Source organism: Paenibacillus sp. MZ04-78.2, from assembly GCF_024213375.1.
Taxonomy (GTDB): domain Bacteria; phylum Bacillota; class Bacilli; order Paenibacillales; family NBRC-103111; genus Paenibacillus_G.
This window is the reverse complement of record NZ_JANAVJ010000008.1, coordinates 19,097-43,302: the sequence shown is the minus strand read 5'-3', so window position 1 is coordinate 43,302 and position 24,206 is coordinate 19,097. Positions and strand designations below refer to the sequence as shown.

22 protein-coding genes and 2 pseudogenes are annotated in these 24,206 nt (G+C 54.1%); 16 read left to right on the top strand and 8 right to left on the bottom strand.

The window, feature by feature from the left end; genetic code table 11:
* Positions 1-4: 4 nt before the first annotated feature.
* From NLX71_RS08630 to NLX71_RS08605, 6 genes are read left to right on the top strand one after another with little or no spacing between them, the layout of a single operon-like run.
* On the top strand, positions 5-922 hold the full coding sequence (locus NLX71_RS08630; RefSeq protein ID WP_254363206.1) for an ABC transporter permease: 918 nt from the start codon (positions 5-7) through the stop codon (positions 920-922).
* Between the two features lie 5 nt (positions 923-927).
* A complete protein-coding gene (locus tag NLX71_RS08625; RefSeq protein ID WP_254363205.1) occupies positions 928-1,983 on the top strand; it encodes an ABC transporter ATP-binding protein in 1,056 nt (351 codons plus the stop codon).
* 36 nt (positions 1,984-2,019) lie between these two features.
* Entirely contained in the window at positions 2,020-3,636 is a 1,617-nt protein-coding gene (locus tag NLX71_RS08620) for a peptide ABC transporter substrate-binding protein (protein WP_254363204.1), read from the top strand.
* A gap of 43 nt (positions 3,637-3,679) precedes the next feature.
* The gene (locus NLX71_RS08615) at positions 3,680-4,609 is read left to right on the top strand and encodes a S66 peptidase family protein (protein ID WP_254363203.1); all 930 of its coding nucleotides are present in this window, start codon (positions 3,680-3,682) and stop codon (positions 4,607-4,609) included.
* A gap of 21 nt (positions 4,610-4,630) precedes the next feature.
* Positions 4,631-5,734: a mandelate racemase/muconate lactonizing enzyme family protein gene (locus NLX71_RS08610; RefSeq protein WP_254363202.1), complete on the top strand. Its 1,104-nt coding sequence runs from the start codon at positions 4,631-4,633 to the stop codon at positions 5,732-5,734.
* Entirely contained in the window at positions 5,731-6,654 is a 924-nt protein-coding gene (locus NLX71_RS08605; protein WP_254363201.1) for a C40 family peptidase, read from the top strand. The genes NLX71_RS08610 and NLX71_RS08605 overlap by 4 nt, the downstream gene beginning before the upstream one ends.
* A gap of 74 nt (positions 6,655-6,728) precedes the next feature.
* Here NLX71_RS08605 and NLX71_RS08600 read toward each other — a convergent pair whose 3' ends face one another.
* Together NLX71_RS08600 and NLX71_RS08595 are read right to left on the bottom strand one after the other, a co-directional pair.
* Positions 6,729-7,667 carry a response regulator gene (locus tag NLX71_RS08600; protein ID WP_254363200.1) on the bottom strand — a complete coding sequence of 313 codons (939 nt, stop codon included), beginning with the start codon at positions 7,665-7,667 and terminating at the stop codon, positions 6,729-6,731.
* Between the two features lie 7 nt (positions 7,668-7,674).
* Positions 7,675-8,964, bottom strand: coding sequence for an ATP-binding protein (locus NLX71_RS08595; protein WP_254363199.1), 1,290 nt, complete (start codon positions 8,962-8,964; stop codon positions 7,675-7,677).
* A gap of 134 nt (positions 8,965-9,098) precedes the next feature.
* Here NLX71_RS08595 and NLX71_RS08590 point away from each other — a divergent pair, with 134 nt between their 5' ends.
* Positions 9,099-10,385, top strand: a complete 1,287-nt coding sequence (locus NLX71_RS08590; protein ID WP_254363198.1) for a cation:dicarboxylate symporter family transporter — start codon at positions 9,099-9,101, stop codon at positions 10,383-10,385.
* 94 nt (positions 10,386-10,479) lie between these two features.
* On the opposite strand, the gene NLX71_RS08585 is transcribed toward NLX71_RS08590, so the two are convergent.
* On the bottom strand, positions 10,480-11,541 hold the full coding sequence (locus NLX71_RS08585; protein WP_254363197.1) for a DUF6612 family protein: 1,062 nt from the start codon (positions 11,539-11,541) through the stop codon (positions 10,480-10,482).
* 282 nt (positions 11,542-11,823) lie between these two features.
* Here NLX71_RS08585 and NLX71_RS08580 point away from each other — a divergent pair, with 282 nt between their 5' ends.
* The 5 genes from NLX71_RS08580 to cyoD all read left to right on the top strand — a co-directional run bounded on the left by NLX71_RS08580 (position 11,824) and on the right by cyoD (position 16,349).
* On the top strand, positions 11,824-12,084 hold the full coding sequence (locus NLX71_RS08580; protein ID WP_254363196.1) for a hypothetical protein: 261 nt from the start codon (positions 11,824-11,826) through the stop codon (positions 12,082-12,084).
* A gap of 262 nt (positions 12,085-12,346) precedes the next feature.
* Positions 12,347-13,390, top strand: a complete 1,044-nt coding sequence (cyoA, locus tag NLX71_RS08575; protein ID WP_254363195.1) for a ubiquinol oxidase subunit II — start codon at positions 12,347-12,349, stop codon at positions 13,388-13,390.
* Between the two features lie 40 nt (positions 13,391-13,430).
* Entirely contained in the window at positions 13,431-15,404 is a 1,974-nt protein-coding gene (locus tag NLX71_RS08570) for a cbb3-type cytochrome c oxidase subunit I (protein WP_254363194.1), read from the top strand.
* Positions 15,404-16,015 carry a cytochrome o ubiquinol oxidase subunit III gene (gene cyoC / locus NLX71_RS08565; RefSeq protein ID WP_254363193.1) on the top strand — a complete coding sequence of 204 codons (612 nt, stop codon included), beginning with the start codon at positions 15,404-15,406 and terminating at the stop codon, positions 16,013-16,015. The genes NLX71_RS08570 and cyoC overlap by 1 nt, the downstream gene beginning before the upstream one ends.
* A gap of 1 nt (position 16,016) precedes the next feature.
* Positions 16,017-16,349, top strand: a complete 333-nt coding sequence (gene cyoD, locus NLX71_RS08560; protein ID WP_254363192.1) for a cytochrome o ubiquinol oxidase subunit IV — start codon at positions 16,017-16,019, stop codon at positions 16,347-16,349.
* A 159-nt stretch (positions 16,350-16,508) separates the two neighbouring features.
* Here the strand turns inward: cyoD and NLX71_RS08555 are convergent, their stop codons facing one another.
* The 4 genes and pseudogenes from NLX71_RS08555 to NLX71_RS08540 form a co-directional block, all read right to left on the bottom strand.
* Positions 16,509-17,267, bottom strand: a complete 759-nt coding sequence (locus NLX71_RS08555; protein WP_254363191.1) for an MBL fold metallo-hydrolase — start codon at positions 17,265-17,267, stop codon at positions 16,509-16,511.
* A 268-nt stretch (positions 17,268-17,535) separates the two neighbouring features.
* Positions 17,536-17,841: a hypothetical protein gene (locus tag NLX71_RS26785; protein ID WP_375377904.1), complete on the bottom strand. Its 306-nt coding sequence runs from the start codon at positions 17,839-17,841 to the stop codon at positions 17,536-17,538.
* A 60-nt stretch (positions 17,842-17,901) separates the two neighbouring features.
* Positions 17,902-19,190 (bottom strand): annotated as a pseudogene (gene ltrA / locus NLX71_RS08545) (group II intron reverse transcriptase/maturase).
* Positions 19,191-19,637: 447 nt separating this feature from the next.
* Complete coding sequence (locus NLX71_RS08540; RefSeq protein WP_254363190.1) at positions 19,638-20,114, bottom strand: transposase; 477 nt, start codon at positions 20,112-20,114, stop codon at positions 19,638-19,640.
* A gap of 136 nt (positions 20,115-20,250) precedes the next feature.
* Between NLX71_RS08540 and NLX71_RS08535 the strand changes: the two are divergent.
* The 4 genes and pseudogenes from NLX71_RS08535 to NLX71_RS08520 form a co-directional block, all read left to right on the top strand.
* Positions 20,251-20,382: pseudogene (locus NLX71_RS08535) on the top strand (transposase); the annotation flags it as partial.
* Between the two features lie 4 nt (positions 20,383-20,386).
* Positions 20,387-21,442 (top strand): RNA-guided endonuclease InsQ/TnpB family protein, encoded by a 1,056-nt coding sequence (locus NLX71_RS08530; RefSeq protein WP_254363189.1) that lies wholly within the window; start codon positions 20,387-20,389, stop codon positions 21,440-21,442.
* Between the two features lie 414 nt (positions 21,443-21,856).
* Positions 21,857-22,852: a LacI family DNA-binding transcriptional regulator gene (locus NLX71_RS08525; RefSeq protein ID WP_254363188.1), complete on the top strand. Its 996-nt coding sequence runs from the start codon at positions 21,857-21,859 to the stop codon at positions 22,850-22,852.
* A gap of 83 nt (positions 22,853-22,935) precedes the next feature.
* Positions 22,936-23,697: a tyrosine-protein phosphatase gene (locus tag NLX71_RS08520; protein WP_254363187.1), complete on the top strand. Its 762-nt coding sequence runs from the start codon at positions 22,936-22,938 to the stop codon at positions 23,695-23,697.
* Between the two features lie 114 nt (positions 23,698-23,811).
* On the opposite strand, the gene NLX71_RS08515 is transcribed toward NLX71_RS08520, so the two are convergent.
* The gene (locus tag NLX71_RS08515) at positions 23,812-24,174 is read right to left on the bottom strand and encodes an MmcQ/YjbR family DNA-binding protein (RefSeq protein WP_254363185.1); all 363 of its coding nucleotides are present in this window, start codon (positions 24,172-24,174) and stop codon (positions 23,812-23,814) included.
* Between the last annotated feature and the right edge of the window lie 32 nt (positions 24,175-24,206).

Genomic DNA, 24,206 nt, shown 5'->3' with positions numbered 1-24,206 from the left:
GAGGATGTCGGTTCCCGATCACCTATTTGTACCGATGCAAAAACGCGTCGGCCCCATGGAAGCGATCGTCCGGCCGCAGCTGACGCTCTGGCAGCAGGCGCGCATCCGGCTGTTCAAGAACAAGCTGGCCCTGCTCGGACTTATTTTCATCGTTGCGCTGGCGGCGCTTTCGATCGTCGGGCCTTGGCTGACGGACCAGAGCTACTCCAAGCAAAACCTGCTGAATGGCAATCAGGCCCCGTCGGCCGAGCATTGGTTCGGCACCGACGAGCTTGGCCGCGACGTGTTCGCGCGCATCTTGTTCGGCTCCCGCATATCGCTGACCGTCGGCGTCGTCGCGGCGCTCATCGATTTTCTCATCGGCGTCGTATACGGGGGCATCGCCGGCTACTTTGGCGGGCGGGTTGACAACATCATGATGCGGATTGTCGACATTCTGTACGGCATTCCGTACCTGCTGATCGTAATCCTGCTGATGGTCGTCATGGGCCCGGGCTTGTTCACCATCATCATCGCGCTAACGGCGACCGGCTGGATCGGCATGGCCCGGATCGTGCGCGGGCAGGTGCTTCAGCTGGCGTCGTCCGAGTATGTGCTGGCTTCGCGGACGCTCGGAGCGAGTCCTTGGAGCATCATCCGCAAGCATCTGCTGCCGAATGCTTTTGGCGTCATTATCGTGCAGGTGACGTTCTCCGTCCCGTCGGCGATCTTCGCGGAAGCGTTCCTCAGCTTCCTCGGTCTTGGCATCCAGCCTCCGCTGGCGAGCTGGGGCACGATGGCGAACGATGCGCTGCCGACGATTTTATCCGGCTATTGGTGGCGGCTGTTCTTTCCGGCGTTTTTCATCTCGCTGACGATGCTGGCGTTCAACCTGCTCGGCGACGGGCTGCAAAACACATTTAATCCGAAGCAGAGGAGGTAAGCTCCATGAATGGACCCGATTCATTGTCTTCCTCGGACGTCCTGCTCGAAGTGAAAGACCTGCATGTCTCCTTCGCCACGTACGGCGGCGAAGTGCAGGCGGTCCGCGGCGTGAGCTTGACGCTTCGCCGCGGCGAGACGCTCGCCATCGTAGGCGAATCCGGCTGCGGCAAAAGCGTCACCGCCCGCAGCTTGATGCGGCTGCTGCCCCCGCAAACTTCGAAGATCAAGCAGGGCAGCATCCGGTTTCAAGGACGGGAGCTGACTGGGCTGACAGAAAAGCAGATGCGGGAGATCAGGGGCTCGGCCATCACGATGATTTTCCAGGATGCGATGACTGCGCTCAATCCGACGATCACCGTCGGCGAGCAGATTATGGAGGGCATCATCCGCCATCAGAAGCTGTCACGGTCCGAAGCCCGCAAGCAGGCGGTAGAGATGCTGGAGCTGGTCGGCATCTCCAACCCGGAAAGTCGGCTCAAGCAGCATCTGCACCAGTTTAGCGGCGGCATGAGACAGCGCATCATGATCGCGATCGCGGCGGTCGGCAAGCCGTCGGTGCTTATTGCCGACGAACCGACTACGGCGCTTGACGTGACGATTCAGGCGCAGATTCTCGATCTGTTCAAGCTGCTGCAGCGTAAAACCGGCGTATCCATCATCATGATCACCCACGACCTCGGCGTGGTGGCGAATATAGCGGACCGCGTGAACGTGATGTACGCCGGCAAGGTAGTCGAGTCGGGCACGGTGGACGAGGTGTTTCAGCATCCGCAGCATCCTTATACGAAAGGGCTGCTCGCATCCATGCCGCGACTGGATAGCGACCGGAACACACCGCTTCATTCGATTCCGGGGACGCCGCCGGATCTGTTCGCGCCGCCCAAAGGCTGCGCGTTCGCAGCCCGGTGTCTTCACGCCATGGAAGTGTGCGCCGACTTCCAGCCGGAAACGACCTGCTTGCCCGGCGGGCACGGCGTTGCCTGTTGGCTGCAGGACACGCGCGCCAAGCGGATTGACCCGCCGGACACCAATACTTTTATCCGATCGGCGATAGGTTAGCGAATCGTATCATACAATGTGAAGGAGAGACGCTGCATGAAGAAAAGAACGGCTTTACTCCTCGGCTGCATCCTGTTATCCGGCACGGCGCTGGCAGGGTGCAGCGGCAAAGAAGGGGCAGGCTCGGCCCGGAGCGAAAAGCAAGCCAAAATCTTGCTGTACAACAATCTGCGGGAGCCTACGTCGCTGGACCCGCCGGTCGGGTTCGACCAGGTGTCGTACGACATCCTGAACAACGCCATGGAAGGCTTGACGCGCCTTGGCAAAAGCCAATCCCCCGAGCCTGCGATGGCCAAGGAATGGAAGATGAGTCCCGACGGCAAGCAGTATACGTTTACACTGAGGGACGGCATCAAGTGGTCGAACGGGGACGCGGTGAAGGCGTCCGATTTCGAATTCGCCTGGAAGCGGATGCTCGATCCGAAGAAGCCTTCCCCGGCCGCGCCGCTGGCTTACGTCATCGAAGGCGCCGAAGCGTACAATTCGGATAAAGGCCCGGCCGACGGCGTCAAAATTAAAGCGACGGACGACAAGACGCTGGAGGTCGTGTTGACCAAGCCGGCCCCGTGGCTGCTCGGAATGGTGTCCAACCCGGCATTTTTCCCGGTGCATAAGGCCACCGTGGAGAAGAACGACAAATGGGCAAGCGAAGCCGCCACGATCGTAAGCAACGGGCCGTTCAAGATCACCGAATGGAAGCACGATTCCGAGCTGAAGATGGTTAAAAACGACCAGTACTGGGATGCGGCGAGCGTCAGGCTGGACGGCGTTACGTTCAAAATGGTCAACGACACGAATACGGAGTATCAGCTGTATCAGAGCGGAGGGCTGCATATTGACGGCATCATTCCGGCCGATTTGAGCCAGAAGCTGTTCGCGGAAGGCAAGGTCAAGGTGGAGGATTCGGCGGGGACGTATTTTTACCGGTTCAACACCAAGATGCCGCCGTTCGATAACGTCAACATCCGCAAAGCGTTCCAGATGGCTGTGGACAGCCAGAAAATCGTCGATCTCGTCGTCAAGCAGAAGCAAAAGGTGGCCGACGGGTTCGTCTCGTACGGTCTTAAAGATCCGGCAGGGGACGACTTCCGCAAGGTCGGCGGAAAGCTGGTGAAGTTCGACGCCGCAGAAGCGAAAAAGCTGCTGGAGAAAGGAATGGCCGAGGCTGGCTACAAAACGCTCCCGCAGGTGACGCTGACCTACAACACGAACGACCTGCACCAGAAAATTGCCGAGGCGGCTCAAGCGATGTTCAAAGAAAGCCTGGGCATCGACGTGAAAATCGAGAGCAAGGAAGGCAAGGTGCTGACGGCCGAGCAGAAGAAGCTGCAATTGCAATTTTCCCGTTCGTCATGGCTGCCGGATTTTGCCGATCCGATCAATTTCCTCGATATTTTTCAGACCGGCAATCCGAACAACCGGACCGGCTGGAGCAACGCGCAGTACGACAAGCTGATTCAGGACGCCTACAGCGAGCCGGACAATGCCAAGCGGTTCAAATTGCTGCACGAAGCGGAGAAAATATTGCTCGATGAAGCGCCGATCATGCCGCTCTATTTTTTCAACTCTGCTTATATGCAAAGCGACAAGCTGGAAGGAGTCGTCCGGCACGCCTACGGCTACATCGACTTCAAATGGGCCGATTTGAAATAGACGGCTCTATTCACTTTGCGAATTCCGAAGGGGGGAAGGTACCATGCGCAAGCGCATCAAACCTCCGCGTCTCGCCGCAGGCGATACGGTAGGCATTACGGCCCCGGCCAGCCAGGGCGACCGGAGCAGAATCGAGCGGGGGGCCGGTACTTTGAAGCGGATGGGCCTGAACGTCCGCTTCGGCAGCACGCTGTCCAGCCAGTACGGTTATTTGGCGGGGACGGACGAGGAGCGGGCGGCGGAGCTGAACGCGATGTTCGCGGACCCGGACATTCGGGCTATCGTATGCGCGCGCGGCGGATACGGGTCGGGACGAATAGCCGACAGGCTGGATTACGACGGCATCCGCAATAACCCAAAAGTTTTCTGGGGCTACAGCGACATTACGTTCCTCCACACCGCTATCGGAAACCGGTCGGGGCTCGTCACGTTTCACGGTCCTATGCTGACCTGTCTTGCCGAGGAGTCTGTCCATCCGCTAACCTTGCAGGGCTTTGAGCAGCTGTTTCACCCGAAGCCGGTTGTCTACACGGACGACGTCTCGCCGCTTTATGCTCTGGTGGAGGGGGAAGCGTACGGTCCGCTGGTCGGAGGCAATTTGACCCTGCTTGTCAGCACGCTCGGGACGCCGTATGAATTGGATACCCGCGGACGTATTTTGTTTATAGAAGAGATTGACGAGGAGCCGTACCGCGTCGACCGGATGTTGAACCAGCTGCGGCAGGCCGGAAAGCTGGCCGATGCGTCGGGAATTCTCGTCTGCGATTTTCACAACTGCGAGCCGAACAAGTACAAAAATTCCCTAACGTTGGAGCAGGTCATCCGGCATCATCTCGTTCAGGCAGGGAGACCCGCGCTCGCAGGGTTTAAAATCGGTCATTGCTCGCCGAACATCGCCGTGCCGTTAGGCATAGAGGCGAGGATGAATACCGCCCAAAAGAAGCTGGAGCTTATCGAACCGGCTGTAGAGTAGAAGCGTAAGGAGGCACCCTGGATGCAAATTCAAAGAATAGACGTCATGCGCCAGTCCACCCCGCTCGTCAAACCGTTCAAAACCGCGCTGCGGACCGTATTTCAAGCGGAATCCGTCCTGGTTCGGATCACGGCGGACGATGGCCGGGTCGGCTGGGGCGAAGCGCCGGCTACGATTGTGATTACGGGGGACAGCTTGGAGAGCATCGAATCCGCCATTGTCCATACGTTCACACCGCTGCTAATCGGCAAAAGTCTGCTGGCCTATGAACAAATCATTCAATCCGTCCATCAGGCGATGGTCGGGTGCAGCAGCGGCAAAGCCGCGGTCGATATGGCGGTCTACGACCTGGTGGCACAGGCCTGCGGGGTGCCGCTGTATCAATTTCTCGGAGGCTATAAGGACCGGATCGAGACGGACTTTACCGTCAGCGTCAATTCGCCGAAAGAAATGGGCGAGGATGCGGCCCGCTATGTGGAATCCGGGTTCGACGTCCTGAAGATCAAGGTAGGGAAGGACGAGATAAGCGAAGATATCGAACGGATCAAAGAAATCCGCAGCCGCGTAGGCGACCGGGTCAAAATCAGGCTGGATGCGAACCAAGGCTGGCAGGTGAAGGACGCGGTCAAATCGATCCGGCAGATGGAAGACATGGGCCTCAATATCGAGCTTGTGGAGCAGCCGGTGAAGGCCGGAGATATCGCTGGCTTGAAGGCCGTAACGGATGCAGTCGAAACGCTCATTATGGCGGACGAAAGCGTGTTCTCCCCGGTTCAGGCGTTTGAAGTGCTGCACCGGCGCGCGGCCGATCTGATCAATATCAAGCTGATGAAGTCAGGCGGAATCTACAAGGCGCAAATCATCAACCAAATTGCGGAGGAGTACGGCGTGGAATGCATGGTGGGCAGCATGATCGAATCCCGTCTTGCGGTGTCGGCGGCGGCTCATTTTGCGGCGAGTAAAAAGAACATTACCCGCTTCGATTTCGATGCGCCGCTGATGATGCTTCACGATCTTGTCGATGGCGGCGTCCGATACGACGGGCGGGTGATGACGTTTCCGGACGAGGCCGGACTCGGCATCCGGAACGTACGCTGTCAGGACGGGAAGGGGGCCGTATCATGAGCAGACCGAAGCGAGTGAGAGCGGCGGTGTCTGTCGCCACCGTATGGACGTCTCCCGATTCCCCGCGTCCGCTGGACGAACCGGCGCTGCGCCATCCGGCGGCCATAACGGAATGGCTAGGAGCTATGACCGTTAAGGATAAGCTGGATTTGTACGGCGCCAATCGGATTCAGACGCAAATGCTGTACGGAACCGAGGCGGTCGTTGCCGAAGAAAGCGGCGAGTGGGTCAAGGTGTTCATTCCCGAGCAAAGCACCCGGAAGGAGGGAGCAGGCTATCCCGGATGGGTGCCAAGGCGGCAACTAACGGAAACAAGCGCGGAAGCCGCCGCTGACCGATGGGCGGAAGTGAGCGCTCCCCGGGCGCGGTTGACCCTCCGTTCGCCAAAAGCCGAGATCGAGCTGAGCTTCCTGACCCGGCTGCCCGTCATCGAAGAGACGAACGACGGCGTTGTGGTGGATACTCCGCACGGAACGGGCTTCTTGCCGAAGGAGCAGGTGCGGATCGCCGGTAGTCCGCTGGCATCGTCCGGCACGGAAGAAGAGCATACGGGCCAGCGGCTGGTCCGGCAGGGGATGCGGTTTATCGGTCTGCCTTATCTCTGGGGAGGCATGTCTTCCTTCGGCTACGACTGCTCCGGCTTTGCTTACAGTATGCACAAATCGCAAGGCATGCTCATTCCACGGGACGCTTCCGATCAAGCCGTTCAGGGGCGAATGGTGGAGCGGGACCGTCTGGAACCGGGGGATCTGCTCTTCTTTGCCTACGAAGAAGGCAAGGGGCGCGTGCATCATGTCGGAATGTATGCGGGAGAGAACCGGATGCTCCATTCTCCCGATTCCGAAGGGTGCATCGAGCTAGTGGAACTGGACGGCTACAAGCTGGCGAAGGAGCATTGCATTTCCAGAAGATATTGGTAAAATGATTACCCGAAAAAAAGGGGCTCTCCCACTTGGTCCGATACCGATCTGGGGAGAGCCCTTTATTTCTTCATTCAATGTTCCCGCATGTGTTGTTTGGCTTCCAAATAAAGTACCTGAATGAATTTCTTGACGTTGATTCGCACTTGCGAGACGGCACCCACGCTTTCGTCCTCCAGCTCCAGCATCCGCTTGCGAACCTCCATAAAATCAAAAAACTTCGATGCGTAATTTTCGAACTTGATATTCGCATAATCCGTCAATCCGAGCGAAGCCAAATGGCTCAACGCTTGATGAATCGCCCGGCGCAACCGTTGCTCGGATGCTTTGATTTCTTTCTTGATCACTACTTCGTCCGCCTTATCGCCCAGCTTGCGCACGGCCGCTGCGCGGAACAGCTCCCGCAGCTGGGGGAAATCGCGGTGGCCTGAAGCGGCATCGTCATGCTCGGCTAAAATGTGCAGCATCGTCAGCAAATCTTTGCAGCCGATTTCCCCGGTGATGCCGAGCTCCGAGAATAAATAGCGGCCCGCCGCGCCGATTCCGGCAGAACTGCGTTCCTGCTCGCGCGGGGCCGCAGGCTTCCCTAAGCCGCCTTCGTCCAGTCCGAGCAGCGACTGGCGAATGTTCTGAATGGACCGTGCAAGTCGCATCCGCTCCTCGACCTTGCGGATGACCGACAGTACCTCCAGCCGGTTAATTGGCTTCGTTATGTAATATTCGACGCCTAAGGCGTAGGCCTCGCCGATCATGTCCTTCGATTCGACCTGCGACAGCATGATGATTTTGCCGGGAAACGCCGGGGCGATCTCCCGCACCGTCTCGATGCCGTCCCGCATCGGCATCAGCAGGTCGATGAGCCAAATATCGGTGCGCGTGACCGCCAGCAGTCCGGCATCCACATCCGCCCCGTCCGCGGCCTCGCCGGCCACCTCGCCAAGGTCTTCGTCTTCGATCAGCTGCGCCAGCATGCGACGTACCGCCGGGTCGTCATCGGTTATAAAAAATCGCACTCCTTGTTCACCCGTCCTTATTCGTCGTTAAACTTGCTAACGGCAATTGTATGATAAATTCCGTTCCTTTTCCATCGATTCCTTCCTGAATTGTGATCGTTCCGCCGAGCCGCTCCACCGTTTGCTGCACGTAGGAGAGGCCGATGCCCGTTGACGGAACACCGGAAGCATCGTATTTGGTCGTATAGCCGGGATGAAAAACGATATCCCGCGAATGCTCCGGAATGCCCGGGCCGTCGTCCCGGACGCGCAGCTCCGTCGTCCGCTCGTCCGTGCGGTCGATGACGACCTCGATAACCCCGTCCTTCGCAATCGCTTCTACGGCGTTCGAGACGAGATTGTTCAGCAGCGACAGCAGCGTGTAGGCGTGATAAGGGGGATGTCCCCCTTCGACAATTAACGCAATGCGGATCGATTTGCCGTGCAGGCGGGCGTATTTTTCGTTCGAGCGGACCACCACGCCGCCAAGCTCTTCCGCCAGGCCGAAATCGGCCCGCTGCTCGCTTGTAATGAGCTGCGACAGCCCGGCGTAGATACGCTGGTTGTCCTTCTTGATCTCATGCACCTGTCCGGCGATGCCTAACGCTTGCCGGGCAAAATCGGGCTCGGCTGCGTCCTTCAGCTCCCGGTACAGTTCGTAGGACGAGCGGGTGATCTGCTCGGCCTGCTGCAGTGTTTTTTGCAAATGCACCGATTCCTCATACAGCATCGAGATCAGCATCAGCCGATGCTCGTTCTCCAGCCGCTCCCGCTCCCGCAGCGCATGCACCTGTCGAAGCTGGATGATGTTGAAGATTGCAAGGACGAATGAGCTTCGGAACACGGCGATCACGATAATTTGCTCCAGCTCGCGCACAATGATCGTGCGGCCAGGAAGCGAATAGCGAAAAAACAGCTCCGCCGCATTGGAGCCGATCTCCAATCCCATGCCGATCAGCCCGATCAGCAGCGGACTTTGGCGGTGCTTGTTGACCTGCGCGGCGGCGAACAAGGCCCCGAAAGAGAAATAGAAGAAGAACGCAGGAACATGCTGATAGAACGAAGCTTCAAGCGCCGCCCCACCCAGCGCATCCAGTCCGATCCGAAAGGCCGGTACGCTGAGGCCGGTTACGAATCCTGCCGCCAGCGGCGTTAACCCGCGAAGCCACAGCAAACTGAAAAAAAGCACGGGAGGCCCCATGCCGACGCGGAACGTGTCCGAGAACGGATAAAATTTCAGCTCAGCGGCCAGCGGCACGAAAATGGCGACAAGGGCAAGCGGGAGCAGGCGGTTTTGCCAAGAGACAGCCTGTTTCAAAATTCGCATCAACTCGCAATTGTAGGTTTTTGTAGTTTAGTGTAGACGGTCCATATGATAATATTCAAACCTATTATTTCACAGACGCCCCTAATTTGGAAGCGCTTTTAGTAGCAAAAGAGGAGGAAACTGACATGAAAAAATTCGGATTGGCTCTGCAAATCGTGATCGGTTTGACGCTTGGGATCGCCGTCGGAGCCATCTTTTACGGGAATCCCGCCGTCGAGACCTACCTGAAGCCGGTGGGGGACATCTTCATCCGTTTGATCAAAATGATCGTCGTGCCGATCGTCATCTCTTCGCTTATTGTCGGCATCGCCGGGGTAGGAGATATCAAGAAGCTGGGCAGGCTCGGCGGTAAAACGATTTTGTATTTTGAAATCGTTACCACCATTGCTATTATCGTCGGTCTGCTGTTTGCCAACATCTTCAAGCCGGGCGCCGGTATCGATATGTCGTCTCTTGCGAAAACCGATATCAAGACGTATGTCGATACGGCAGAGAAAGCAAGCCATAGCATCGCCAGCACCTTTGTGAACATCGTACCGAAAAACATCTTCGAATCTTTGATGAACGGCGATATGCTCGCGATCATTTTCTTCTCCGTCATGTTCGGACTTGGCGTGGCGGCCATCGGAGAACGCGGCAAACCGGTGCTTAGTTTCTTCCATGGCGTTGCCGACACGATGTTCTGGGTCACGAATCAAGTGATGAGGTTCGCACCGTTCGGGGTATTCGCCTTGATCGGCGTTACGGTGGCCAAATTCGGCGTAGACTCGCTAATTCCGCTTGGCAAGCTCATCCTTGTCGTATATGCCAGCATGCTGTTCTTTATTTTCATCGTGCTCGGGACCATCGCCAAACTATCCGGCACCAGCATTTGGACGATCATCAAGCTGCTTAAGGATGAAATCATTCTCGCCTACTCCACGGCCAGCTCCGAATCGGTGATGCCGAAAGTGATGGAGAAGATGGAAAAGTTCGGTTGTCCTAAAGCGATTACGTCGTTTGTCGTCCCGACCGGCTATTCGTTCAATCTCGACGGGTCGACCTTATATCAGGCGCTTGCCGCGCTGTTCATCGCCCAGATGTACGGTATCCACATGCCGATCAGCTCGCAGATTACGTTGATGCTCGTGCTGATGGTGACGTCCAAAGGCATCGCCGGCGTGCCGGGAGTTTCGTTCGTTGTTCTGCTTGCGACGCTCGGTTCAGTGGGGATTCCGGTTGAAGGACTCGCTTTCATTGCCGGGGTCGACCGCCTTCTCGACATGGCCCGCACGGTCGTTAACGTCCTTGGCAACTCGCTTGCCGCGGTGGTCATGTCCAAGTGGGAGGGCCAATACGATAAGCAAAAAGGATTAGCTTACGCCGCTACGGTCAAAGAAACGGCGAAGCATGCGTTGAAGCCGACGGCTTAAAGTCTGTTGGTGCCGCATTTTCCGGATAGAGCCGATAAGAGGTACACAAAAGCCGCGTCTCCGATTAATCAGAGGGCGCGGCTTTTTCGATGAATTACTGGCCGTTTATTTTGGCCATCAACTGCTCAAGGGTAATAACGTCTTTCGGGATGCCGATTTTGAATTCCGGCTTCTCGTTGATCTTGGAATACTCCGCCTTGATGTTCCCGCCGAATTGAACCGGTTTGCCTTTGTCTTTGAGCTCCAGGTCTACGTTGACATCATGGTATGCCGGGAACCCTTTTTTGTTGACGGCTGTCGTGATTTGCAGGTCCTTAATTTTCAGGTCTTCCTTCATTTTAGCCACTGCGGTTTTGAGCTTGTCTCCGGAATTGGCTGTCAAATCTTTCTTCGTTTTCTCCAGGTCCTCTTTCTTGAAGGTGACTACGCCTGCATATTTGTCGCTCATCAGCAGATCGAGCACTTCCGGCAGCGCCTTCTCGGCGAAGGTGATGATGAACGGCTCCAGACTTTCGTTCGTAACCGCGAATTTAACGATCTGGCTTGCTTCAATCGCTTCCGGCAGCTTGGAGTCCTTCTTGGCCACGGAGGAAAGGAACGTTTTTTCGTCCATGTGCTTGAAGAAGACTTTGCCGATTTCTTGGCCCAGCTCTTGCTGTTTCTTCATGGTAGCGGCGTCGAAAGTTACTTTCTCGCCCGATTTCTCCGCCAGTTCCTTCGGATCAAGCTCTACAAATTTGCCTACTACATCCTTCGGCAGCGGCAGCATCGGAATGTTCGGCACCTTCACCCAAATTTTTTGATCGGTCATGACGATCGGCAGATTGATGTTCATCGCCATATCGCCTTTCAGCTTGGCTTCGATGTTCATTTCCATCTGGAACGGTTCTTGTTGGTAAGCGCCGGATACGGCCAATTCCATGTTTTTGAGCATTTGTGCTGATACGGCAAGCTGCGGATTTTCGGCTATAGCGTCGGCAGGGAAGTCCATGTTCATCGCGAAGGTCATTTTGTAATCCGCCGATTTCATTTCCGCAGCCTTTTGGAACGCCTTCTCCAGCGCTTCCTTCGGTGCCGGCTTTGCTCCGCAACCGGCGAGAACTGCCATCACAACCAGCAGCGCGCAGAGAGCAAGCATAATTTTCTTTCTGTACATCTGAGTGATCCCCTCTCCAAAATCTGACTCTATTTTTGCAACAGTGCCTATTTTATTACAAAAAAATAGATTTGAAAAGCAAAGATTGGAAAATCATATCAAATTGTTAGGAAATTTCGGTGCCGTAACCTAATTTGGCAGGCGCTTCACATTTAATATAGTAGAGACAAAAAGAATTTGTCTGAAATTTGATCAAAAATTGAATTTTATATGAACAAAATCGCAAAAGTGTGGTATACTATTGGAAGAGAAAGCACTTTCATTGATTTAGGAGTGATTGCTATGACGACGAAAACGGCAGTTTTGGCCGAAGGAACTGGAAACGAGCGCAATGTGGGCAGATTGGTAGCTTTGATGACGGCAACAGCATGGGTGCTGCTTGGGATCGGATTGCTGCTTAGTTTATTTAACCTGCATGACTTCAGCGATCGGAACACGTCCCTTATGGTCGGGGTCGGGTTCATGGTCGGCAGCGTTCATATTTATGTGATCCGTACGGCAATTCACCTCGTGCATTCCAGAGCAAAAGCGGAGGAAGAGTAAATAAATAGCAATAACGCATAATTTTAGCCCCTTTGGGATATCCCGAAGGGGTTTTTGGCGCTTGTTCGGGGTGGAATAATATTACAAGTGCAAAAAATTTGTCAGCTTCGTGAAAATTATTTTGCAGAAAAATGACGAAACTTTGACGTATTTGTTAAGTACCGCGAACATTTTGTTGTAATCTGTTATGGTGTTGCTATAGAGTGATCTGGCTCACAGTCAGAACAATCATAGCATTCGGAGAGCTTGGGAGAGGATCGACATGAGAAAACCGGTAAAGATCGGCCGAATTTCGCTAGCGCTGCTGTTCATCCTGATGATGGCGCTGCTAACCGGCTGCGGACAAGAAATGATGGTGTTCGACCCGAAAGGGCCGATTGCCCAAGACCAGCGAGACCTGATCATGATCTCGATCGTACTTTGCACGATCGTGCTGGTGCCCGTACTGGCCATGACGGCGGTCATCGTGTGGCGGTACCGCGATTCGAAAGGGAACAAGGCGGCCTATACGCCGAATTGGTCGCACAGCACCAAGCTGGAGATGATCTGGTGGGGAATCCCGATTTTGATCATCATTATTTTGGCTGGCGTGACGGTAAAATATACGTACGCGCTGGAGCCTACCAAGCCGATCGAATCGGACCAGAAGCCGATGGTCGTTCAAGCGACGTCGCTGGATTGGAAATGGCTGTTTACTTATCCGGAGCAGGGAATTGCGACGGTGAACCATTTGCAAATTCCGAAGGGCGTGCCGATCAAATTCGAATTGACGTCCGACGCTCCGATGAACTCGTTCTGGATTCCGCAGCTTGGCGGACAAATGTATACGATGTCCGGCATGGCGATGGTCTTGCACCTGCAAGCGGACGAGGTAGGCAAATATTTCGGCACCGCGGCGAACTTCAGCGGGCAGCATTTTACGGATATGAAATTCGACGTTCACGCTACGTCGCGAGAAGACTTTGACAAGTGGGCCGCAGGGATCAAAAAGTCGGCAAGTCCGTTGACGCAAGCCGGCTATGACGCATTGGCCAAGCCGGGTCGATCCGGCGAGCAGTTCTTCTCGGCGTTCCCGGATAACCTGTTCTACAATATCGTTACGAAATATGCGATCGGCGGCTCGCATGGCGCTCATGGCGGTCACGGAGCGGTACCCGGCGGCAGCAAAAACGAATCCGGCGGAAAGCAGGGCGCTGAAGCAAGCGGCAGCAACAAGATGGAGGACGTCACCGCGGGCCAAGGCCACGGGGCTCATGGAACGGCCGGCGACAGCGGACACGGAGCTCACAGCGCCTCCGGGAAATAAAGCAACGTTAGATTGATTTCATAAGAAAAGAGGCCCACTCATGCTGGATACCATTAAACAATTCGCATCGGAGTTTTTCGTCACCGGGGATCCGCTAATTCTCGGGGCACAGGTAAGCATCGGGCTTGCGATGGTAGCCATCGTCTTCGTGCTTACGTTTTTCAAAAAATGGGGTTGGCTGTGGCGCGAATGGCTGACGACCGTTGACCATAAGCGCATCGGCATCATGTATATTATTTGCTCTATTCTGATGCTGTTCCGCGGCGGTGTCGACGCGCTGCTCATGCGGCTGCAGCTGGCGATGCCCGGCGTCGAATTTTTGCAGGCGGATCACTATAACGCCATCTTCACAACGCACGGTGTCATCATGATTTTGTTCATGGCGATGCCGCTTATGTTCGGTTTGTTCAATGTCATCGTCCCGCTGCAAATCGGCGCGCGCGACGTTGCGTTTCCGTTTTTGAACTCGCTCAGCTTCTGGATGTTTTTCTTCGGGGCGATGCTGTTCAATATTTCGTTCGTCATCGGCGGTTCGCCGGATACGGGCTGGCTGGCTTATCCGCCGCTGTCCGAGATGTCCCACAGCCCGGGCGTCGGTCAAAACTTCTACATCTGGGGTATCCAAATCTCGGGGATCGGGAGCTTGGCGACGGGAATCAACTTTATCGTGACGATTCTCAAAATGCGCGCGCCCGGCATGAAGCTGATGAAAATGCCGATGTTTTCCTGGTCGGTGCTGTCCAGCTGTATCATGATCATTTTCGCGTTCCCGATTTTGACCGTTACGTTGTTCCTGCTGTTCCTTGACCGCTTCGCGGGCGCGCATTTCTTCACGCTCGACGGCGGCGGCAACCCAATGATGTATATCAACTTGATCTGGATGTGGGGTCACCCCGAAGTGTATATTGTCATTGTGCCGGCGTTCGGTATTTTCTCCGAGGTGGTTGCGACCTTCTCCAGGAAAAAGCTGTTCGGCTACTCTTCGATGGTATTCGCCATGATCGGGATCAGCGTTCTGTCGTTCTTTACATGGGTCCACCACTTCTTCACGATGGGCTCCGGCGCGAATGTCAATGCGTTCTTCGCGGTCACGACCATGCTGATCGCCATACCGACAGGGGTCAAGGTGTTCAACTGGCTGTTTACGATGTTCCGTGGCCGAATCCGGTTCACGACACCGATGATGTGGGCGATCGCGTTCATTCCGTGCTTCGTCATCGGCGGGATGACCGGCGTGCTGCTGTCCGTTGCTCCAGCTGACTTTCAATTTCACAACAGCTACTTCTTGATTGCGCACTTCCACCAAGTGCTTATCGGCGGCGTTGTGTTCGGATACTTTGCAGGTCTATACTACTGGTGGCCGAAAATGTTCGGCTTCAAGCTGAACGAGCGCCTCGGCAAATGGGCGTTCTGGTTCTGGAACATCGGCTTCTATGTGTGCTTCATGCCGCAATATTTCCTCGGACTGGACGGCATGACGCGCCGTACGTATACGTATGATTTTGACATGGGCTGGGGACCGCTCAACTTGGTTTCCACGATCGGCGGCTTCCTGATGGGGATTGCGTTCATTTTCCAAGTATGGCAGATCGCTTACAGCATCAAGCATCATAAGAAAGACACGACAGGCGACATCTGGGACGGCCGCACGCTGGAATGGACGATTCCGTCGCCGGCGCCGATGTACAACTTCGCTATCACACCGACCGTGCAGGAGACGGACGACTGGTGGGAGCGGAAGCAGAGAGGCGAGAAGCCGCTCGCTCCGATTCCGGAGGCGAAGCTGGAGCCGATTCATATGCCGAAAAACTCGGCGATTCCGTTCATCAAGTCTGCGCTCTGGTTCTTCGTCGGCTTCGGATTCGTATGGAACTGGATGTGGCTGGCGATTCCATCGCTTGTCGGCATCGCGATCTGCATGCTGGTGCGTTCGTTCTCCTACGATACCGACTATTACATTCCGGTCGATGAAGTGAAGCGGACCGAGCAACTGGCAAGGGGGGCAAAAGCTTAATGGCACGCACGGCGGCAAATCACGGACACGACGCTCACGACCACGGTCATCACGATCAGGAGTCGATGAAGACGTTCGGCTTTTGGCTCTTTCTGATTACGGACGTTATTTTATTCGGCACGTTGTTTGCCACTTATATCGTTCTTCGCGGCAATACGAATGCGGGACCGACGCCCGAGGAACTGTTTCAAATGCCGGGCATTATTGCCGAAACGTTCATCCTGTTGACAAGCAGCTTTACGAGCGGGCTTGCGGTGCTTGCGATGCATCGCGGCAACAAGCAGCAGTTGCTCGGCTGGCTTGGGGTTACGGCGCTGCTCGGCGCGGCGTTCATCACGCTGGAAGTGATGGAGTTCGTGCACATGGTGAATGAGGGCGCGACGATTACCACGAGCGCTTTTCTATCCGCGTTCTACACTTTGGTAGGAACGCACGGCTTGCACGTATCGCTCGGCTTGGTGTGGATGATCGGGCTCATGCTTCAGCTCCGCAAACGCGGCATTAATCCCGTCACCAAGCGCAAAGTGGAAAATCTCAGCTTGTACTGGCACTTTCTTGACGTCGTCTGGATTTTCGTCCTCACGGTCGTCTACTTGATGGGGGTGATGTAAGATGGGGAATTCGCATGGAGCTTCTTCGCATGATCAGCACGGCTCCCATGGCTCGCTGAAGTCTTATACGATCGGGTTCGTGCTTTCGATCATCTTGACGATCATTCCGATTACCATCGTGATGAACAGCATGCTGAGCAAGACGGCGACGTTGATCGTGATTCTTGCGATGGCGATCCTTCAGTTCGCCGTGCAGCTTATCTTCTTCATGCACCTGCGCGAAGGCGAGAATGCCCGCTGGAACATGATGGCGCTGCTGCTCGGCATGGTCATTCTGCTGACGATCGTCGCAGGCTCGATCTGGATTATGACTTACAACGCGGTAGCGCATTGAGATAAGGGGCGAGAAATCGCCCCTTTTTTCTATGGAATCACAATCGAATGATGCGAGTTATCCAAGACAAAAAGAAATCGACCGCCCTCAGCATAGTTGGCGGTCGATTCATGATCAATTCTTATTCTGCTTAGCCACCGCCACCGTCCTAAAAAGCGGCTACTGATGGAAGCGGATGGACTCCCCGTCCTCCGGGACACGGACTCTTTCGGAGAGACCGAGCCCGGCAACATACGCTCTTAAATCCTCTCTCTGCAGAAGGCAATGGTTCAGAGCCTCCATATGGGCCACGATGACTTGGGCGTCTGGTACGGTGCTCGCGACCTTCGCCACATCCGCTTCGTTCATCGTAATCGGTCCGCCCTGCAGGAACTGCGCGCTACCTCCGAACAGCAAGACGACGTCAGGCTTATGCTGTGCCAAGGCTTGCTCCACCTCCAGGCACCAGATCGTATCGCCGGCGATGTAAAGAACGGGCTCGCCCGGCGCATTCAGCACGAAGCCGGACACCGGCCCCATAAGCTTTCCGATTTCGCCCGTGCCATGCTGACCGGAGGTGCGTACGATGCTGACGGAATCCCACTCTACGCCGTTTTCAACGGGCCTCACGTCCCGAAAGCCCTGATCCCGAATCATCCCGGCATCCTCCGGCTGACAGAAAAAGACGATATCCTTCGGCAACAGCGCTGCCGCGACGGCGTCGAAATGATCCGGGTGGCTATGGGTAAGCAGGACGGCGTCGGCTTGCAGCAGATGAGCCTTGGAAACTTTTAGATTAACCGTTGGGTTTGGAAAAGAATTCGGCGTATTCGGGAAGGGAGGCATAGCTCCGGACGGACTTAGCATCGGATCGATGAGCAGCTTCTTTCCGCCGTATTCGATATAATGCGTTGCGTTTCGAATGAGTTGAATTTCCATGGGAATGGTACCTCCATTGTTTTCTGCATTTGCTGCCCTTACCTTTAGGCATGGGATGAATCGGCTTAGGACAAGGGCTGTCTTTAGACAGCTTAATTGTCCTACATTCCTTCATGTTGTTGCAATATATAAACTGATACAATCGGTATGTGGGACAACAACCGTACCACTCATCAACTATCATTTTGTGTCAGGCCTGTTGATTTACCAAATTATGTAATCTAAACAACCCTCTGGGGGTTATGTGTTTGCACAATATATTGAATCTTTATAAGCCATTCAGCAGGCAGCAGATGAAGAGCGAATAAACGTGTAAATCGAACAAAAGAGAGTTCCACATGCCGAGATATGGATGCAGAAGCAGAGTCAAACAGCCATTCAGCAGAACGTACACCATCAATGCTGCAAATAACTGACCATAAACGGCGTTCTCTGTTGTCCCAAACAACGTAGGAATGTTCAAATGCTGCTTAATCCAACGAAAGAATACCTGTCGGGTAAAGGACTGGTGCGGTGCTGCGAGGCTCGTTTCCAGCCCCTCCCCATAAGAACTGCTCGTGAGGTTTTCCCTCAAGCAGCTCACCCCGTAAGCTTCATCGCTAGGGTTATGTGACCTATCAAACGTCGGACACTTTCATCGGTACCCGTCTGCGCTTTTCAAGGGGTGGACTTTCCAGTCCCAATATAGTCCCAATACGCCGTACAGGTATTCGTTACTCCAGATGCTACTTTTTCGTCTCCGTTTCCTTCTCGTCAGCAAGGTTCGTATTTTCATCTCCGTGTAATCGCGTACCTCTCCAAACGCGCTGCTGGAATTCCCTACCCGAAAGTAATTCACCCATCCGCTCAAGGTCGCATTCACTTGCTTCACGATCTCCTTGGCGGGTTTCGCACCTCCGCTTTTTATCACTTCGCGGATTCGCGCTTTCACGGCTATACGGGCCTTCTTTCTTGGTGTCATGAGGATGAAATGGCCGGTTTTGCTTCGATTCGGAACCCTTCGAAAGTCAAATCCCAGAAAAGCAAAGGCTTCGCCTTTCAGGACATTAACCATTCGGGTCTTCTCCAAGTTGAGTTCCACGCCCAACGGTTCCAATTGTTCGCGTAGTCGCTGTAAAACCAGTTCGGCCCAGCCGCGTTTGCTGGAATGTCCGCTCACCGTGATTAGCATATCGTCAGCGAACCGATGGTAATTGACAGCTTCATAGTCTCCTTCCGTCGTCTTCCGCCGGATGGCATCAAACGTCCAGTCCACAGGTAGATGTTCGAAGCCAGCGGCGAGAACGGGCCACCCTGCGGTACGCCGATCTTCCCTGCTGCCTTGATCACCTGTTTGATCAGTTGCATCACTTGTGGATCCTGAACACGCTTTGCGATCTTTTCCAGCAATATCGAGTGTCGTATGGTATCGAAATACCGCGACAGATCGATGTCAATGATCTTCGTCATTCGGCGCAATACACTGCGTCGGACTTCTGCCAGCGCCTGATGTGGTGAGCGTTTCGGTCGAAACCCATACGAGTTCGGGCTGAAGTCCGCCTCAAATATGGCCTCCAAGATCAGTTTCAGTGCTCCCTGCACCACACGGTCTCGAATGCTTGGAGTTTGTAAGGTTCGCATTTTACCGTTCGCCTTCGGGATATCTACTTTGCGGTTGGTCTGTGGGAGATACGTTCCCGCTTTAAGCTCAGCTTGGATGTTCTCCAGAAACGGGATGACCCCTTCGCGTTCCACATCTGCGAAGCTTGTTCCGTCAATGCCTGGGGCACCTCCGTTTTTCTTCGCTTGCTCGTACGCTTCTTGAAGAGTGGTCATCTTGGTGATATGGGTAAATAATCCCCAAAAACGGTGCGTAGGCTCAGCCTTCGCCTTGTGATATATCCGCCGCCTTAGCTCCTGCAAACTGACGGGTGTTTTTATCATAGCACCCTTGCCTCCTTTGGTCGTACGGATTTGCTTACAGGTCCGGGCCCTTCCCTCCTCGCGCGTTTTGCTGCACGCGAATCGTCGGTATTACGGCCCGATCCGCCACCCTGGCACCTGCCTGTCCCATTTCCCGATCGCGGTTATAGGGACGGCCTCCTCGATGAGATTTCTTCACCGGGTACCGAGGGCTTCTCCAGATTCCACAACCTCTTTCCCTCCATGTCGCCGCTGATACCCCGCCGGTGAGAACTACCGTTTCAGACGTTTTCGGTCAGTTCTTGCTGCTTTCGCGCGTTATCGACCGTCTCAGCCACCGGATTTGCGTGTAACGAGGCTACGTCTGCGTTCACTGTACGTTACAACCTGGAGTTTTGCCGACGTTCCTGAAGAACGTTTTGTCAGGGGGCTTCGCCGGTTCACTTTCGTTCCGCGGCGCCTCTCAGGCTACGGGAGTTTCGTCTTTTCTCCCGGTCGGACTTTCACCGACAAGATGTTGTGTCCTTTGCTGGACACGCCGATCTGCCAACGAGCTTTGTACATCTGCGCGATTTGCTCGGCAGTGACCTGCATTAGGTCTGTGGCGACTCGGATTTCTCGACCTTCAAAGTCCCGAAAGATCACAACACGATGGCGATGTTTAGATCGACATTGGGCTGTTCCAAGTTGACACGTGATATCACGGATAATTGGCGAATCTTCCTCGATTTGACGACGCAAAGCACACGGTTTTTCAAGGTGAACGTTATCTCTTAACCGAACGACAAATGACTGTCCGTTTTCTTTATAGCCATCCAAACGCAAGTCATATACCGTAAACTTGCGGGCTTTGTCTTCATAGCCTACCATTAGCACAATTGATTTGACTTCTTCAGCACTTAGAATGGATTGAAGAACGGATGGGATCGTGATACAATTTTTCATGAGATCGCCTCTTTCTCGAATCGGTTGGTGGTACAAACGATTCTACAGCAAAGGCGATCTTTTTTCTACCATATTAGTGGTTAATCAACAGGCCTGATTTTGTGTGGTAAAATTAAAAGGCACGACCTCGTGATGTTTGCGTCAAGAATTTAAGTACTTGAAGCATCTGCCAAGCCTTTGGACACGTTCCTATTTTGTCAGCTCGGCAGGGAATGTTTCGAGCGAAACCATCCGGCGTTATGTTGAAGAACAGAAGACAAGGGGGTGAATCGATGCAAACCGTAACCGTTCAAATTCGAATATGCCCAAACAATGTTTCCCTGCTTAAGGAGATGGGGGACGAATATATCAAAACGGTCAATCTCTTAACCGAACAAGCGGAAGCATCGGGCGCATTTCCAAAGCTCACCTCCAAGGATGTCGATGCCAAACTTCCATCCGCAGTAAAGAACCAAGCCATTCGAGATGCGCGAAGCATTCATAACAAGATGAAAAAGCAAGGAAAACGTCCGATTCTCAAGCGCAGAGCCTACTACGTAAATAACCAGAACTATTCACTTGGGGACCATAGCGTTGCATTTCCTGTGATGCTGGACGGAAACGTACAGCGGCTCAAGATTTCGGCTCGTGTAACGGAACGCGAACAACGTTTGCTATCCAGTGGGAAGCTTGGTCTCTTAAAAGTGGTTGAGAAGTCGGGCAAGTGGTACGTACAAATTTCTGTTGAAAGAAAGACAGAACAAGCAACCGGCGATGTCATAATGGGCATTGACTTGGGCTTAAAAGTCCCTGCCGTTGTTGTCACCTCAACAGGGAAGACGAAATTTGTTGGCAACGGCAGACAGAACAAGTACATACGCCGCAAATACAAAGAGCGCAGAAGAAAGATGGGCAAGTTAAAGAAGCTGTCTGCGATCCGTAAGCAAGAAAATAAAGAACATCGCTACATGAAAGACCAAAACCACAAAATCAGCCGTAAGATCGTGAACATGGCGATCGAAGAACAGGTATCGGTCATCAAGCTGGAAAAGCTGACGAACCTTCGCCAAACGACAAGAACAAGTCGTAAAAACGCAAAAAACCTGCACAACTGGACGTTCCATCAATTGCAAACGTTTATCGCATACAAAGCGGCATTGGCCGGGATTAACATCATCGAAGTCAATCCAGCGTACACCTCCCAAACGTGTCCAAACTGCGAGAAACGGAACAAGGCAAAGGACCGAACGTATGAGTGTTCATGCGGGTATCGCGCACACCGCGACAGGGTTGGAGCGATCAACATCCTGCGCCAACCTGTGATAGATGGTAACAGTCTATCAGCCTAGATAGCTATACGCTCTGATCTAGGATGAGCTAATGAGCTAGCTCTTAACTTAGCAGTCGGCACAAAACAGAAATGGCCTGCGTGCGTTTACTAGCTAAGAATCCCACGGCTTTAGCCGTGTTGGAGGCTCAATAACGTATTATAAAGCCAAACGGCCATGCTGCGAAACAATCCGGCGAAAGAGAAAAGCGTCTTTTGCTTTCGTGGCGGAAGAAGATGATAGGGAGGCCCGTCTTCTAAAAAACACATTGCTATCAAAGGGATAGAATGGTAATATAGGTTTACAAAAGTAAAGTATTGTTATTTTTTACTATAATATATGTCATTTCATGCCGACATCCAGCGATACGTTTTGCCTATTCCAAATGTTAAAGCGGTTTAATTTTCACAGCGCGTATCGGAAGGAGCCTGCCCCATGAAAGCAAGTATATACGACGTGGCCAGACATTGCGGATTGTCGGTGGTGACCGTATCCCGGGTGTTAAACAATACGGCCAACGTACGGGAGAAAAACCGGCAAAAGGTGCTGGACGCCATCGAGGCTTTGGATTACCGGCCTCATGCCGCCGCGCAAAGTCTGGCCCGGGGTCATACCCGCATCATCGGCTTGATCATGACGGCGCTGCATGATCGCTTTTTTGAGTCGGTCGTCAACGAAATCAACCGCACGCTTGCCCGGTACGATTATTTTCTGACGCTTTCCGTCTCGAACGATGTTCGTTCAGGCGAAAGCCACGATTTGATGCATGAAGACCGGGTCGACGGCTTGATTCTGATGTCTTTGCCGGAAGAGGAGCAATATATCGCCCAATTGAAAAAACGGAGTATTCCGTTCGTGCTCATCGATAATCAAAGACGGGATCACATGGTCCCCTCGGTGCTGACGGATAATTACTACGGAGGCTACGAAGCGGCGAAGCACTTGCTCTCTCTAGGTCATACCTCGGTCGCCCACGTATGCGGGCCGGACTATTTTTTGAGTACGCGGGAGCGAAAGAGAGGCTTTGTGGATGCGCTCCGGGAGGAGGGGCTTTCTCCGTTCGCCGTGGTGCAAGGGGAATATGAAATCAGATTCGGCTACGATACGGCAAAGTCGTGGATCAGGAGCGGGAAGCTGCCTACGGCCGTATTCGCCGGCGACGATTATATCGCGGTCGGGATCGTAAACGCTTTGGCGGAGGAAGGGATGCGGGTTCCGGAAGCGATGTCGGTCGTCGGATATGACGATCAATATATTGCGTCCCGTCTTCGTCCCTACTTGACGACCGTTCGCCAGCCGGCGGAAAGCATCGGCCAGAGCTCCGTGGAACTGTTGTTAAAATGGATCGGAGCCGGCTCGACGGACAGTGTGACGGTCGAATGGAAGCCCGAACTGGTCGTAAGGGAATCGACGGCTGCGCTCAAGGCTTGAGGAGCGGAATTGCGCAGCAGCGGCATCCGACCGGGTGCTGTTTTTCATTTATATGTGTTAATTTGCGGGGAGGCATAACAGATATGGACGATTTGATGAAACGCGTAAATTTTAGGGAGCTTGGAGGTTATCCGTCGGCGGCAGGCGGAAGAGTTAAAGCGAACAAGCTGTTCCGTTCCGGCGAGCTGTCTGAGCTGAAGCCGGAGGAGGTCGAATATGTGCATTCGCTGGGCCTTTCGTTCATTTGCGATTTGCGATCGGAGGGGGAGCAGCAGGCGAAGCCGAACCCGGTCGTGGCGGGGGTGAAAAATAGGAGCAATCCCGCCATGGGCGGTGTCGTAAATATGCAGAATTTATCCGATGTTTTCAACACGATGATGGCTAACGGTCAGGGCGGCGACCCGCTGCTTGACGCCTACAAAAAATTTGTCACGGACCCTCAATCCCGGCAAGCTTACCGCACATTCGTCCGCTCCTTGCTGGATTCCGAGGGCCGTCCCGTGTTATGGCATTGTACGGCAGGCAAGGACCGCACCGGATTTGCCGCGGCCATCGTGCTCCTATTATTGGAGGTTCCGATCGAAACGATTGTTGAAGACTACATGAAGTCAGCCGCTTGCCGGCAGGAGGCCAACGAGAAACTGCTGGCGAAGGTTCGCGAGGCGGTTCAAAGCGAAGAGCAGTTGGTTTGGGTTCGTGCGCTGCTGGGCGTAAAGCCGGAGTATCTTTTGGCTTCCCTGGAAGAAATGCGGTGGGTTTACGGTTCGACCGACAATTATATCGCCGAAGGATTAGGCATTTCCGACGAAGAACGCAAGCTTTTGCAGGAGTGGTATCTCGAATAATCATCGAATGAGGAGAGGTGGCTGTCGGGTGTAATGGGTCCAGAGCGGAGAAGTCCTGCGGACCCATTTTGCGGCAGCGGGGATGCCCGATTTTAAGCGGTTTGTTTCGTTTCGTCAACCGGCGTTGATCGCTTCTTTCGCGGCTCTGGTCAGCTTGCGGTACACGAGCTGGTACGACTCCTCCAGCATGTCCAGTACTTCGGTATCCGGAACTTGGCCGTTCAGCACGACCGTGTTCCAGTGCCGCTTGTTCATATGGTAGCCGGGAAGCACGGCGGTCGGATACGTTTCCCGTACGAGCCAGGCGTTGTCGGGATCGCATTTCAGATTGACGCTCGGGATGCCTTGATGGGTGCCGAGCAGAGCGAACATTTTGTCGCCGACGAACAGAACGGGCAGGTCCGGGTCGAAAGGATGCTTGAGGCTCGTTCCGGGCTTCTTCAGTCCGTATTCGGTAAGGCGGGCATGATCGATCATAAGTTAACCACTCCTTGAGACACGCTTTTTGC

Excerpts from the sequence above, each read along its gene's own strand:
- NLX71_RS08630 (WP_254363206.1), top strand. The coding sequence starts at position 5 with ATGTCGGTTCCCGATCACCTATTTGTACCGATGCAAAAACGCGTCGGC.
- NLX71_RS08625 (WP_254363205.1), top strand. The coding sequence starts at position 928 with ATGAATGGACCCGATTCATTGTCTTCCTCGGACGTCCTGCTCGAAGTG.
- NLX71_RS08620 (WP_254363204.1), top strand. The coding sequence starts at position 2,020 with ATGAAGAAAAGAACGGCTTTACTCCTCGGCTGCATCCTGTTATCCGGC.
- NLX71_RS08615 (WP_254363203.1), top strand. The coding sequence starts at position 3,680 with ATGCGCAAGCGCATCAAACCTCCGCGTCTCGCCGCAGGCGATACGGTA.
- NLX71_RS08610 (WP_254363202.1), top strand. The coding sequence starts at position 4,631 with ATGCAAATTCAAAGAATAGACGTCATGCGCCAGTCCACCCCGCTCGTC.
- NLX71_RS08605 (WP_254363201.1), top strand. The coding sequence starts at position 5,731 with ATGAGCAGACCGAAGCGAGTGAGAGCGGCGGTGTCTGTCGCCACCGTA.
- NLX71_RS08590 (WP_254363198.1), top strand. The coding sequence starts at position 9,099 with ATGAAAAAATTCGGATTGGCTCTGCAAATCGTGATCGGTTTGACGCTT.
- NLX71_RS08585 (WP_254363197.1), bottom strand. The coding sequence starts at position 11,541 with ATGTACAGAAAGAAAATTATGCTTGCTCTCTGCGCGCTGCTGGTTGTG.
- NLX71_RS08580 (WP_254363196.1), top strand. The coding sequence starts at position 11,824 with ATGACGACGAAAACGGCAGTTTTGGCCGAAGGAACTGGAAACGAGCGC.
- cyoA (WP_254363195.1), top strand. The coding sequence starts at position 12,347 with ATGAGAAAACCGGTAAAGATCGGCCGAATTTCGCTAGCGCTGCTGTTC.
- NLX71_RS08570 (WP_254363194.1), top strand. The coding sequence starts at position 13,431 with ATGCTGGATACCATTAAACAATTCGCATCGGAGTTTTTCGTCACCGGG.
- cyoC (WP_254363193.1), top strand. The coding sequence starts at position 15,404 with ATGGCACGCACGGCGGCAAATCACGGACACGACGCTCACGACCACGGT.
- cyoD (WP_254363192.1), top strand. The coding sequence starts at position 16,017 with ATGGGGAATTCGCATGGAGCTTCTTCGCATGATCAGCACGGCTCCCAT.
- NLX71_RS08555 (WP_254363191.1), bottom strand. The coding sequence starts at position 17,267 with ATGGAAATTCAACTCATTCGAAACGCAACGCATTATATCGAATACGGC.
- NLX71_RS08540 (WP_254363190.1), bottom strand. The coding sequence starts at position 20,114 with ATGAAAAATTGTATCACGATCCCATCCGTTCTTCAATCCATTCTAAGT.
- NLX71_RS08530 (WP_254363189.1), top strand. The coding sequence starts at position 20,387 with ATGCAAACCGTAACCGTTCAAATTCGAATATGCCCAAACAATGTTTCC.
- NLX71_RS08525 (WP_254363188.1), top strand. The coding sequence starts at position 21,857 with ATGAAAGCAAGTATATACGACGTGGCCAGACATTGCGGATTGTCGGTG.
- NLX71_RS08520 (WP_254363187.1), top strand. The coding sequence starts at position 22,936 with ATGGACGATTTGATGAAACGCGTAAATTTTAGGGAGCTTGGAGGTTAT.
- NLX71_RS08515 (WP_254363185.1), bottom strand. The coding sequence starts at position 24,174 with ATGATCGATCATGCCCGCCTTACCGAATACGGACTGAAGAAGCCCGGA.